A 13,103-nucleotide genomic window follows, 5' to 3' on the forward strand; every position below is an offset into this window, starting at 1 on the left:
AGGCGTACCCCCAAACCTCCTGAGCCGGCAGCTCATCACTGCCGGTTTTTTTTTGCTTGCAGCGCTTCCCGTTGCCTCGGCGGCGCGGCATGCCCTATAGCCAACCCGGAACATGGCGGCAGGGGACACCATGAGCGCGACGGAGCGGCGGCTCGGAATTCTGGCCGGAGGTGGCACCCTGCCGCGCGAGATCGCCGACAGCGCGGCCGCACGTGGGTGGCCCGTCGCCATCGTCGCCATCGACGGCGAGGCCGACACCGACTTCGGCTCGCATCCCGTCACCGTCGTTAACTGGGGCCAGATCGGCGCCATGGTGCGCGCCCTCAAGGAGGCGCGCGCGACCGAGCTCGTCATCGTCGGACACGTCCATCGTCCGGAGCTCAAGGGCTTGAAGCCGGATCTCGGCCTCTTCCGCTACCTGCCGCAGATCGTGCGGATCGTCGCCGCCGGAGGTGACGACAGCGTTTTGCGCCGCGTGGTGCGCTTCTTCGAGCGGCAGGGCCTGAGCGTGATCGGGCCGGGCGAGGCGGCCCCCGAGATCCTGATCGGCGACGGCGCGCTCGGCGAAGCCCGGTCCTCGCCGGATGACCGCTCCGACATCGCCAGGGGCTTCGCGCTGGAGCGCGCGCTCGGCGCTTACGACATCGGCCAGAGCGTGATCGTCTCGGCCGGGCGCGTCGAAGCCATCGAGGGCGCGGAGGGAACCGATCGCATGATCGCGCGCGCCGCGGGGCGGCGTCGCGCGGCCGGCCCAGCGCCCTTAGGCGTGCTGGTCAAGCGCTCGAAGCCCAGCCAGGATCTGCGCGTCGACATGCCGGCGATCGGGCCCGCAACGGTCGATGCGGCGCGGGCGGCGGGGCTCGCGGGCCTTGCCGTCGAAGCCGGCAAGGTGCTGGTTGCCGACCGCAGAGAGACGCTGCGGCGCGCCAATGCCGCACGCCTCTTCATCGAAGGCGTCGACGACGGCGGCGCCTCCGCCGCCGTACGGCGCTTCGATCCGAGGTCGTCCCCGGTGCGTTTCCGGACGCTCGGCCGCGTGACGCCCGAGGCGCACGCGCGCGACGATGCAACCAAGGCCATGGCGGTCATCGATGCGCTCGCCCCCTTCGAGGCCGGCCGCGCGGCGGTGGTCGTGCGCAATCATGTGCTGTCCGTGGAAGCGGGAGGCGAGGGGGTCGATGCGACGTTGACGCGGGCGGCGGGGCTGCGCCAGTGGGCGAGCCTCACGCATCGCCGCCGCGGCATCGCCGGCGTGCGGGACGCGGGCGACGTGACGTCCGCGGTCGTGACGGCAGTGGCTGCGGCGGGATATGCCGGCATCGCGATCCGCTGCGGGCGGGCGGGTGAGGACGCGCTGCGGTCGGTGACGGACACCGCCGAGGCCGCGGGCCTGTGCCTCCTCGTGGCGGAGGAGGCGGCATCCGCCAACACGCGCTGCCCGCCGCCTGCCGCCACGGACGACATTCGCCTCTTTCTCGTCGCCGGCGAGCATTCCGGAGACGCGTTGGGCGGCAAGCTGGTGGCGGCGCTGAGACAGCGCCTCGGGACCCGCCTGAAGCTCGCCGGCGTTGGCGATGCGCATATGGCGCGCGAGGGGTTCGTCTCGGATTTCCCCATGTCCGACGTTGCCGTCATGGGACCGCTCGCGATCCTGCGCCGCCTGCCGCGCATCGTGCGGCGCGTCCATGCCACCGTCGAAAGCGCCGTGCGCTTCGACCCCCACGCCGTCGTCATCATCGACAGCCCCGAGTTCACCCACCCGATCGCCAGGCGCATCCGCAAGCGCCGCCCCGACATCCCGATCATCGATTACGTGAGCCCGAGCGTCTGGGCCTGGCGGCCGGGCCGGGCGCACCGGATGCGCCCCTATGTGGACCATATCCTCGGCATCCTGCCCTTTGAGCCGGAGACGCACGTTCGTCTGGGCGGGCCACCCTGCTCCTACGTCGGCCACTCCCTGATCGAGCGTCTCGACGCCATGCGCGCGCTCGATCCCGAGCCGCTCGCGACGCGCCTCGGCCTCGATCCGGAAAAGCCTGTCGTCGTCGTGCTTCCCGGCAGCCGGGCGTCGGAGGTCGGCCGCTTGCTGCCGCCCTTTGGCCAGGCCCTGCACCTGCTGCTCGAGGGCGGAACGGAGCCCGAGGTCATCATACCCTGCGTGCCGCACGTCCGCGCTCTCATAGAGCGCGGACGCCGCACCTGGCCGCTGCCGGTGCATATCGTCGAGGGCGAGGAGGACAAGGTCCGCGCCTTCAAGCTCGCCAGCGCCGCGCTCGCGGCCTCAGGCACCGTCACGCTCGAGCTGGCGCTCGCCGGCACACCCATGGTGGTCGCCTATCGTGTCGATCCGCTGGCCGCCCCGTTCCTGCGCCGCATGATCAAGGCCCCGACCACGGTTCTCGCCAACCTCGTGCTCGGAGAGAACGCGTTTCCGGAGCTGCACCAGGAGCAGAGCACGCCGGAGAACCTTGTCGCCGCGCTGCGCCCGCTGCTCTCCGATACGCCGGAGCGGCGCGCCCAGCTCGCCGCCCTTGCGCGCATCCCCGATCTCATGCGCATCGAGAGCGGCAGCCCGAGCGAGGCGGCCGCCGACATCGTGCTCGATTACGCCCTGGGACACAAAAAGCGCACGACCTGAATGCCTGCGCTCGCAACGCCGCCGCCCTGTTTCTCCCCCGTTGGGGCCGAGGTCAGGAGAGGGGACCGCCGAGTTGAAGACGTGCCTTCGGGGAGGCGGCGAGGCGGCGAAGGCCGGCTACTCACCGGGCTTCGGGAAGGGACGGCGCGCCGGGCCGATGTAGAGCTGGCGGGGGCGGCCGATGCGCTGCTCCGGATCCTCGATCATCTCTTTCCACTGGGCGATCCAGCCCACCGTGCGGGCGACCGCGAACAGCACCGTGAACATCGACACCGGGAAGCCCATCGCGCGCAGCGTGATGCCCGAATAGAAATCGATGTTCGGATAGAGCTTCTTCTCGATGAAGTAGTCGTCCTCGAGCGCGATCCGCTCGAGCTCCAGCGCCACCTTGAGGAGCGGTGTCTCGCGCTTGTCGAGCGCATCCAGCACCTGGTGGCAGGTCTTCTGCATCACCTTGGCGCGCGGGTCGTAGTTCTTGTACACGCGGTGCCCGAAGCCCATGAGACGGAAGCCGGACGACTTGTCCTTGGCCTTCTTGATGTACTCGGGGATGCGGTCGACGGTGCCGATCTCCTCGAGCATGTTGAGGGCGGCTTCGTTCGCGCCGCCATGCGCCGGGCCCCAGAGGCACGCGATGCCGGCGGCGATGCAGGCGAACGGGTTGGCTCCCGACGAGCCGGCGAGCCGGACCGTCGAGGTCGATGCGTTCTGCTCGTGGTCGGCATGCAGGATGAAAATGCGGTCGAGCGCGCGCGCCACCACGGGGTTGACGATGTAGGGCTCGCACGGCACCGAGAAGCACATCTGCAGGAAGTTCGACGTGTAGTCGAGGTCGTTGCGCGGATAGATGAACGGCTGACCCATGGAATATTTGTAGGCCATGGCCGCGATCGTCGGCATCTTGGCGATCATGCGATGGCTCGCCGTCTCGCGCTGCCTCGTATCGTTGATGTCGGTCGAGTCGTGATAGAATGACGACAGCGCGCCGACCACGGCGACCATGACCGACATCGGATGCGCGTCGCGGCGGAAACCGCTGAAGAAGCGCGTCATCTGCTCATGCACCATGGTGTGGCGCGTGATCGTGTGCCGGAACGCCTTGAACTCTTCGTTGCTCGGCAGCTCCCCGTGCAGCAGCAGATAGCAGGTCGCGAGGAAGTTCGAGTTCTCGGCGAGCTCGTCGATCGCGTAGCCGCGATAGAGCAGCTCCCCCTTCTCGCCGTCGATGAAGGTGATCGCCGACGAGCAGTTGGCCGTCGAGGTGAAGCCTGGATCGTAGGTGAAGCAGCCGGTATCGCGGTACACGTGGCCGATATCGATCACGTCCGGCCCGATCGTTCCGCTGCGCACATCGAGCGACACCGTCTGGCCCTTGAGGCTGAGCTCGGCCTTGCACTCCGGCTTCGAGCGCTGATGAATGCTCATGTACGTCTCCTGGGTCTGGACCCTGATTGATCTTTGCGCAGACGACCGTCCGGGGTTGCGGACCGGGCGGATGTTGCGCTGCAGTATACCCAGCCGACTCGCAATCCGGAAAGCCAAATCAGGCGGTAATTTGCGCTGGCAACCGCCCGAACGTCGCACATCGAAGCGGGTTCAGTGCGCCTGATCCGAAAGCCGGGCCAATGTCTCATCCCGTCCCAGAACTCCCATCACGTCGAAGACCGGCGGCGACACGGTTCTGCCGGTCAGGGCGGACCGCAGGGGTTGCGCAACCTTACCGAGCTTCGTTCCGGTCTCCTCGGCATATCCTCGCACAAGCGCCTCGAGCGCCGTCGGGTTCCAGTCCGCAGAGGTTTCGAGGCGCGGCACGATCGCCTTCAGAATCGCCCTGGCCTCAGCATCCATCAGCTTTTGGGCCTTGTCATCCAGGCGGATAGGACGGGACGCGACGAGGAACAGCGCCTGCCCGACGAGCTCCGCAAGCGTCTTCGCGCGCTCCTTGAGCGCGGGGAGGGCGGCGGCGAGCGCCTCCCAGCCTCTGGCCTCGAAGAGCTGCGCGAGATCGGCGCCGGTCGCGGCGCCGGGCACCCGGTCCTCGACCTCGCGGGCGAGCGCGATGTCCGCACGCGCCGGCGCTTTGGGATCCACGGGAAGCGCCTTGAGCGCGGCGAAGTCGAGACGCGGCAGAAGGCTCTTGACGCCGGCCAGCAGGTCCTCGTCGCGCGCCTGGCGCAGATAATGGCCGTTCAGGTCGTCGAGCTTCTTGAAGTCGAAGCGCGCCGCGCTCTTGTTGATGCCGTCGATGTCGAACCATTGGACGAGCTGGTCCGTCGACATGATCTCGTCGTCGCCGTGGCTCCAGCCGAGCCGCACGAGGTAGTTCCGGAGCGCCGCCGGCAGGTAGCCCATGGCGCGATACTCCTCGACGCCCTGCGCGCCGTGGCGCTTGGAGAGCTTGGCCCCGTCGGCGCCGTGGATGAGCGGCACGTGCGCCCAATCGGGCACGGCCCATCCCATGCCGCGATAGATCTGCGTCTGCCGCGCCGCATTCGTCAGATGATCGACGCCGCGGATGACGTGCGTGACACCCATGTCGTGGTCGTCGACCACCACGGCGAGGTTATAGGTCGGGTTGCCGTCGCTTCTGAGGATGATGAGGTCGTCGAGCTCCTTGTTCTGGAACACGACGCGCCCCTGGACGTGATCCTCGATCACGGTCTCGCCCTCGCGCGGCGCCCGGAGGCGAACGGCGAACGGCGCGTCGGCTGGCGCCTCGGCGGGATCGCGGTCTCGCCACGGCGACAGGATCGTGAGCGGCCGCTTCTCGGCCTCCGCGCGCCGCCGCTCGGCGTCGATCTCGGCGGGCGTCATGTAGCAGCGGTAGGCATTCCCCGTCTCGAGCAGCGCCATGGCCACCTCGCGGTGCCGGTCGGCGCGCGAGAACTGCGAGACCGGCTCGCCGTCCCAGTCGAGGCCGAGCCAGGCAAGACCGTCGAGGATCGCCGCCACGGCGTCGGGATTGTTGCGCTCCCGGTCCGTGTCCTCGATGCGCAGGAGATATTTGCCGCCGCGCCCGCGCGCGTAGAGCCAGTTGAAAAGCGCCGTACGCGCGCCGCCGATATGGAGATAGCCGGTGGGCGAGGGCGCGAAGCGCACGACGGGAGCGCCGCTCTCTGTCCGTTGGGAGTCCGTCATGTGTGATCAGGCTCGGGTTTCTGCTGGTTGGCCCGCCATGTAGCATAGGCCGCGCGGGAGAGACCAGCACTCCCGGTCGAGGTGCGGGGACGGGGATGGAGGGCGCGCACGGCCGCAACGGAGGACGAGGGCGCGTGGCGGCGCCCGTGCGGGAAGCCGCGCGGCGCCTCGCGCGTCGGGCGGGCGAGGGCGGTCTCGCCCGGCGTTTCGAAGAGGAGCGTGCGCGCTGGTTCGTCTGGCTGCCCGTGGCCGTCGGCGTGGGCATCGCCCTCTATTTCGCGCTCGCAACCGAGCCCGGCCTCTGGACCGCGCTCACGCTTCCCCTCGTCGGCCTCGGCGTGGCGGTCGCGAGCCGGGGCGCCGGCCTCCTCTATGTGGCGGCCTTGGGCGTGCTCGCGGCTTCGGCGGGCTTCGCCGCAGCCAAGCTCCGCACGGAGTGGACGCGCGCGCCGGTGCTCGCCTTCGAGATGCGCCGCGCCGATATCGACGGCGTCGTCGAGCTGATCGAGCTGCGCCCGACGCGCGGCGCGCGGCTCACGATCCGCGTCACCGCGATCCGGGGCCTCGCCGCAGAGCAGCGGCCGGCCCGCATCCGCGTGCGCGTGATGAGCCTGCGCGAGGCGTTGAAGCCCGGCGATCGGGTCCGCCTCCGGGCGACACTGCGTCCGCCCTCCATCCCGGCCCTTCCCGGCGGTTTCGATTTCGCGCGCTGGGCCTGGTTCCAGGGGCTGGGCGCGACCGGTTTCGCGGTCCGGCCTCCGGACCGGATCGTGCGCGCGGATGTGGATGGGGAGGGGCAGGGTCTGCCCCAGCGCGCCAAGGATGCGCTCGAGCGCCTGCGCCAGGACATCGGCGAAAGGATCCGCGCTGCGGTTCCCGGCGAGACGGGCGCCATCGCCGTGTCCCTGATCACCGGCGAGCGCGGCGCCATCACGGAGCGCACCAACGCCGCCTATCGCGACTCCGGGCTCGTGCACATCCTCTCGATCTCGGGCCTCCACATGGCCATCATGGCCGGCTTCGTCTACGCCGCGATCCGAAGCCTCCTCGCCGCCGTCCCGTCGATCGCCCTCCGATACCCCACCAAGAAGTGGGCAGCGGCGGCCGCGCTCGCCGGCGCCATCGCCTATCTCCTCATCTCCGGGAGCTCGATCCCGGCCGTCCGCGCCTTCCTGATGATCGCCATCATGTTCGTCGCCGTCATGCTCGACCGGCAGGCGCTCGCGATGCGCAACGTCGCCATCGCCGCGCTCGTCGTGCTGCTGCTCATGCCGGAGAGCCTGCTCGATCCGGGCTTCCAGATGTCGTTCGCGGCCGTCGTGTCACTGATCGCCGCCTACGAGGCCGCCCGGGAACGCGCGAGGGAGCGGGAGCGCGGCGAATGGGTTCGCACCGTTGCCCTCTTCCTCGGCGGCATCGTCGCTTCGACCGTGATCGCGAGCCTCTCCGTTGCGCCCATCGGCGTGTTTCATTTCCAGCGCAGCCAGCAGTACGCGCTCCTCGCCAACCTCGTCGCTATTCCGATATGCAACCTGATCGTCATGCCGGCCGCCCTGCTGACGCTCGTCCTGATGCCTCTCGGCCTCGAGAGCCTGCCGCTCGCCGTGATGGCCAAAGGCATCGACGCCATGACGGCGACGGCGGAGCAGGTGGCAGCGCTCCCGGGCGCCGTCATCAATATTTCCGCGATCTCGGATGCCGGTTTTGCCCTGATGATCGCCGGTGGCCTGTGGCTGACCCTCTGGCAGACGCGTTGGCGCATGCTCGGCCTCGCCGCCATCGGCGGCGGCGTGCTCATCGCAGGCGGCACCGTACACCCCGACATTCTGGCCGGGCGGGGAGGGGAGCTGGTCGCGGTGCGCGGAGCCGACGGCCGCCTCGCCGCGACGGGTGTGGGCCGCGGCGGCTTCGAGCTCGGGCGGTGGCTGCAGCACGACGGGGACGGGCGCCCGGCGAGCGAGGTCCTCAAGACCCGCGCCTTTCGGTGCGACGGCGTGGGCTGCACGGCAACCGCGCAGGGCCTCGGCATCGCCGTGGCACGCCATCCCGCCACCATCGCCGAGGACTGCATGAGGTCCGAGATCGTCGTCACGGTGCCGCGCCCGCCTCGCGACTGCACCGCACCCCTCATCGTCATCGACCGCCGGGCGCTACGCCGCGACGGGACCCATGCGATCTACCTCACGGCGGGCGACGGCGGCGTGGCGCGCATCGCGCGCGTGGAGACGGTCGCCGGCAGCCGCGGCGACCGGCCCTGGGCCGCGCGTCCGCCGAGGTCCGTTCCCACTGAGGCCGCGCGTCCGCGGCCCGCTCGAACCGAGACCGGGCGTCCGCAGCCCTTCCGGACCGGGACCGCCGACCGCCCCCGAGCCTCCCGCGACACCGACTGACGCGCCGTTTGCGCGGGGTTTGCGCGGGGTTTGCGTCACATTTCGCCACAGCGCCGTTGCCGCCTTGCACGCAACGTCGATCAGTCGCACGCATTGCGTCGCAAGAATGTCACAGTTATTGTGTGACTTGTGCACAGCGCACGCCACGTGATCAGGCTGAAGTGGCGAAGACGCATATCCGATGCGAGCACTCGTGCTCGGAAGGTTACACTCTCACAGGTCTCCACAGGCTGAGCATGGAAGGGTCAATGCGCGAGACACGCTCGCCAAGCACGGCCGGGTGGACGCGGAGTGCGGCCGCTCCGCTGCTCGATCTCAGCGATCGGGCGTTCTGGATCGGCCTCGTGGTGGTCGTGCTGTCGCTCGTCTCGGCGCTGGCGACCTATCTCATCCTGACCGGCCTCACTCCGATCGCACCGCGCGACGACATCGTGCTCGGCGCGCTTTTGATCAACGTGCTGCTGATCGCGGCCATGATCGGGGTGATCGCCTGGCGGGGCTTCGGCATGTGGCGCGCGTGGCGCGCGCGGCTCCCCGGCGCGCGGCTGCATGTGCGCATCGTGCTCCTGTTCTCGATCATCGCCGCCATTCCGGCCCTCCTGCTGGCGGCGGCGGCCACGACGACGTTCTCGCGCTCGCTCGACGGCTGGTTCTCCGCGCGCACGCGCGCGATCATCAACAACTCTGTCGAGGTGGCTCAGGCGTACGTGGTGGAGCACGGGCAGCTCCTGCGCACGGATGTGGCCAACATGGTGCGCGATATCGATTCGGCGGCCGACCACATTCCCGCCGATACGCCGGAGTTCAAGCAGCACGTCATCGCCCAGGCCGGGCTGCGCGACATCCCCGTCGCCTACGTGATCGACGGGCGCGGCGATCCGGTGGTGGCGGCGCTCGAAGACAAGGAGATGCCGTTCACGTCGGTGCCGCTCTACGATCTGAAACAGGCGGCCCTGGGTCAGGTGGCGCTCTTCACGCCGACGGGCACGTCGCAGGTCTCGGCCGTGGCGATGCTCAACCGCTATCCCGACCGGCTCCTCTACGTGACGCGGCTCCTCGATCCCAAGGTGATGGGGCATCTGCAGCGCACCGCGCAGAGCGTCGACGAGTACAATCGCCTACGGGCGGCGCGCGGCGGCCTCAAGCTCGCGCACGGGCTCATCTACTTCATGATCTCGATGACGGCGCTTCTGGCGGCGATCTGGGTCGGCCTGTGGTTCGCGAGCCGCTTCGTGGCGCCGATCCGGCGGCTCATCGAGGCGGCGCAGGACGTCTCGCGCGGCAACCTTTCAGTGGAGCTTCCCGAGCGGCGCGGCGAGGGCGACCTGAGGCGCCTCTCGACGACCTTCAACACCATGACGCGGGAGCTCAAGCACCAGCGCGACGCTCTGATGACCGCCAACGAGCAGCTCACCGACCGGCGGCGCTTCATGGAGGCGGTGCTGTCCGGGGTCTCGGCGGGCGTCATCGGCCTCGACAGCCAGGACCGCATCACGCTCGTCAGCCGCGCCGCAGCCCAGCTTCTGGCGACGACCGAGCAGGAAATCGTCGGCAAGAAGCTCGTCGATGCGCTGCCGATGCTCGCCCCTGCGCTCGATCGGCGCGAGGAGCAGGGCGCCAAGTCGCGCGGCTCGCAGGAGATCTCGATCATCATCGGCGAGGACGAGCGCACGTTCGCCGTCTCCGTCACGCGCGAGAAGGCAGGTCCCGGAGACGTGGGCTCGGTGGTGACGTTCGACGACATCACGGAGCTGGTCTCGGCGCAGCGCACGTCGGCCTGGGCCGACGTCGCACGCCGCATCGCCCACGAGATCAAGAACCCGCTGACGCCGATCATCCTCTCCGCCGAGCGGATCCGGCGCAAATACGGCAAGGTGATCGTCGACGACCGCGACACCTTCGAGAAGCTCACGGCGACCATCGAGCGGCAGGCCGGCGACATCAAGACCATGGTCGACGAGTTCGCGTCCTTCGCCCGCATCCCGAAGCCCGTGATCGAGATCGGCGATCTTCGCGACGCGGTGATGGATTCGGTGATCCTGTTCCGCGAAAGCCACGGCGGCGTGATCTACGGGCTCACGCTGCCGGACGCTCCGCTGGCGGCCGCCTTCGACCGCAGGCTTCTCACGCAGGCGGTGACCAATCTCGTCAAGAACGCCACCGAAGCCGTCGAGGGTGCGGCCGAGGCCGAGCCCGGCCGGACAGCCCAGGTCGACATCGCGCTTCGCGTCGGCGACACGACGGTCGCCATCGAGGTCATCGACAACGGGCCCGGGCTGCCGAAGCAGAACCGGTCGCGCCTGCTCGAGCCCTACGTCACCACAAAGGGCAGCAAGGGGACGGGGCTTGGTCTCGCCATCGTCGCCAAGATCACCGAGCAGCACGGCGGCGAGCTTCTGCTCGACGATGCGCCGCCCGCACCCGGACGACCGACCGGCGCGCGCGTGACACTGGCCTTCCCGCTGTCCATGCTGGCGCCGAAATCCACGACCGAAAAGACCGCGGGCGAGGATGGCGGGCGCAAACGTGCGGCCGGCGGCCGCGAGATCTGAGACGAACACGGACGAGAGCACGAGGGAGTTGAGCCATGGCTGCAGACATCCTGATTGTCGACGACGAAGCGGATATCCGCGAGCTCGTCGCGGGCATTCTCGAGGACGAAGGGCATCGCACGCGGCTGGCGCGCGACAGCGATGAGGCGCTGCGGATCATCGAGGAGCGCCGTCCGCAGCTCGTCATCCTCGACATCTGGCTGCAGGGGAGCCGCCTCGACGGGCTCGAGGTTCTGTCCGTGATCAAGCGCACCTATCCCGATCTGCCCGTGGTGATCATCTCCGGGCACGGAAACGTCGAGACGGCCGTTACCGCCATCAAGCGGGGCGCCTACGACTACATCGAAAAGCCGTTCAAGGCGGACCGGCTGGTGCTCGTGACGCTGCGTGCGCTCGAGGCCTCGCAGCTCAAGCGCGAGGTGCGCGAGCTCAAGGAGCGCTCGACTGTCTCTGCGGAGATGGTCGGCAAGTCGCCGGCCATCAACCAGTTGAAGAGCGCCATCGACAGGCTCGCGCCGACCAACAGCCGCATCCTGATCCGCGGCGCGTCGGGAGCGGGCAAGGAGCTCGCCGCGCGCATCCTGCACCAGAAGTCGCAGCGCGCCGACGGGCCGTTCATCGTGCTCAACGCCGCCTCGATGGCGCCCGACCGCGTGGAGGAGGAGCTGTTCGGCACCGAGGACCGCTCTGGTGGCCCACGCAAGGTGGGTGCCCTCGAGGAAGCCCACGGCGGCACGCTCTACATCGACGAGGTGGCCGACATGCCGCTCGAGACGCAGGGCAAGGTGCTGCGCGTGCTCGTCGAGCAGAAGTTCCAGAGGCTCGGCGGCGCGCAGAAGGTCTCGGTCGACGTGCGCATCGTCTCCTCGACGAGCCGCGACCTCGAGCGCGAGATGAGCGAGGGGCGCTTCCGCGAGGACCTCTATCACCGGCTCAACGTGGTACCGCTGCGCGTTCCGGGGCTCGCCGAGCGGCGCGAGGATATCCCCGACCTCATCCAGTATTTCGTGAGCCAGCTCTCGCAGGCCTCGGGCCTTGCGCCGCGCCACATCGGCGAGGACGCGATCGCCGTGCTGCAGGCGCACGACTGGCCCGGCAACGTGCGCGAGCTCAGGAACAACATCGAGCGTCTGATGATCCTCGCCGGCGGAGATCCCGGCGCAGTGATCACGGCGGACATGCTCCCCGAGGAGATCGGCTCCAACGTGCCGCTGCCGGTCAACGGCGGCGCCGAGCACCTGATGAGCCTGCCGTTGCGCGAGGCGCGCGAGATCTTCGAGCGCGAGTACCTGCTCGCGCAGATCAATCGCTTCGGCGGCAACATCTCGCGCACGGCGGAGTTCGTCGGCATGGAGCGCTCGGCGCTGCACCGGAAGCTGCGCGCGCTCGGGGTCTCTTCCGAGCAGCGGGTGGGCGAGAAGGTGGGGTGAGAGAGGGGCGGCAGGCAGCGGGCAACGGGCAAGTCGGTAGGCAGCAGGATCGAGCATGACGCGCGTCGTCTACGTCAACGGGCGCTACCTGCCTTATGCGCAGGCGGGCGTGCATGTGGAGGACAGGGGGTTCCAGTTCGCTGACGCGATCTACGAGGTCTGCGAGGTGAATGGAGGCCGGATCGTCGACGAGACGCGGCACATGGACCGGCTCGAGCGGTCGCTGGGTGAGCTTCGCATCGCCATGCCGATGTCGCGGCGTGCGCTCGGGCTGGTGCTGCGCGAGGTGATCCGGCGCAACCGCGTGCGGACGGGCCTCGTCTACCTTCAGGTGACGCGCGGGACCGCGCCGCGGGATTTCCCGTTCCCGGCGGGCGAGGTCACGCCGACGGTGGTCTGTCTCGCGCGGCGCGTGGATGACGCCAGGCGCGATGCGCGGGCGACGAACGGCATCGCCATCAAGACCCTGCCCGACATCCGCTGGGGCCGCTGCGACATCAAAACCGTCATGCTGCTGCCTGCGGTGCTGGCCAAGGCGGCGGCAGAGAAGGAGGGCGCCCAGGAGGCCTGGTTCGTCGATCCGGACGGATTCGTCACCGAAGGCGCCTCGAGCAACGCCTGGATCGTCGAGCGATCCGGCATGATCGTCACGAGACCAGCCGGGAACGCAATCCTGCCCGGCGTGACACGCAGAACACTCGTCGATGTGCTCGATCGGGAAAAAATCCCGTTCACGGAGCGACCGTTCAGCGTCGACGAGGCGCTTGCCGCGCGCGAAGCCTTCATCACCTCGGCATCCGGCACCGTCATGCCCGTCGTGGCGATCGACAAAGTTCCCATCGGGGACGGACGTCCCGGAGAGCTGACGCGCCGTCTGCGCTCAATCTTTCATCAGGCTGCCGAACTTTCTCCCTAAGGTGCGGCGAACTGGATTCTCGCATGTTGTTGTCCCGCC

At 69.1% G+C, this 13,103-nt stretch carries 7 protein-coding genes; 5 read left to right on the plus strand and 2 right to left on the minus strand.

Going from position 1 to position 13,103, the window contains the following annotated elements:
* Window positions 1-130: 130 nt before the first annotated feature.
* Entirely contained in the window at window positions 131-2,638 is a 2,508-nt protein-coding gene (gene lpxB, locus V7082_RS03750; RefSeq protein ID WP_334146282.1) for a lipid-A-disaccharide synthase, read from the plus strand.
* A 117-nt stretch (window positions 2,639-2,755) separates the two neighbouring features.
* On the opposite strand, the gene gltA is transcribed toward lpxB, so the two are convergent.
* Together gltA and gltX are read right to left on the minus strand one after the other, a co-directional pair.
* Window positions 2,756-4,063 (minus strand): citrate synthase, encoded by a 1,308-nt coding sequence (gene gltA, locus V7082_RS03755; protein WP_334146283.1) that lies wholly within the window; start codon window positions 4,061-4,063, stop codon window positions 2,756-2,758.
* 171 nt (window positions 4,064-4,234) lie between these two features.
* The gene (gene gltX / locus V7082_RS03760) at window positions 4,235-5,776 is read right to left on the minus strand and encodes a glutamate--tRNA ligase (protein WP_334146284.1); all 1,542 of its coding nucleotides are present in this window, start codon (window positions 5,774-5,776) and stop codon (window positions 4,235-4,237) included.
* Window positions 5,777-5,910: 134 nt separating this feature from the next.
* Here gltX and V7082_RS03765 point away from each other — a divergent pair, with 134 nt between their 5' ends.
* From V7082_RS03765 to V7082_RS03780, 4 genes are all read left to right on the plus strand, one after another.
* Window positions 5,911-8,166 carry a ComEC/Rec2 family competence protein gene (locus V7082_RS03765; RefSeq protein WP_334146285.1) on the plus strand — a complete coding sequence of 752 codons (2,256 nt, stop codon included), beginning with the start codon at window positions 5,911-5,913 and terminating at the stop codon, window positions 8,164-8,166.
* A gap of 248 nt (window positions 8,167-8,414) precedes the next feature.
* Entirely contained in the window at window positions 8,415-10,718 is a 2,304-nt protein-coding gene (locus tag V7082_RS03770; RefSeq protein ID WP_334146286.1) for a sensor histidine kinase NtrY-like, read from the plus strand.
* Window positions 10,719-10,753: 35 nt separating this feature from the next.
* Window positions 10,754-12,148, plus strand: a complete 1,395-nt coding sequence (ntrX, locus tag V7082_RS03775) for a nitrogen assimilation response regulator NtrX (protein ID WP_334146287.1) — start codon at window positions 10,754-10,756, stop codon at window positions 12,146-12,148.
* 55 nt (window positions 12,149-12,203) lie between these two features.
* Complete coding sequence (locus V7082_RS03780) at window positions 12,204-13,064, plus strand: D-amino-acid transaminase (RefSeq protein ID WP_334146288.1); 861 nt, start codon at window positions 12,204-12,206, stop codon at window positions 13,062-13,064.
* Window positions 13,065-13,103 lie beyond the last annotated feature (39 nt).

It is taken from the genome of Hyphomicrobium sp. (assembly GCF_036833075.1).
GTDB lineage: Bacteria > Pseudomonadota > Alphaproteobacteria > Rhizobiales > Hyphomicrobiaceae > Hyphomicrobium_C.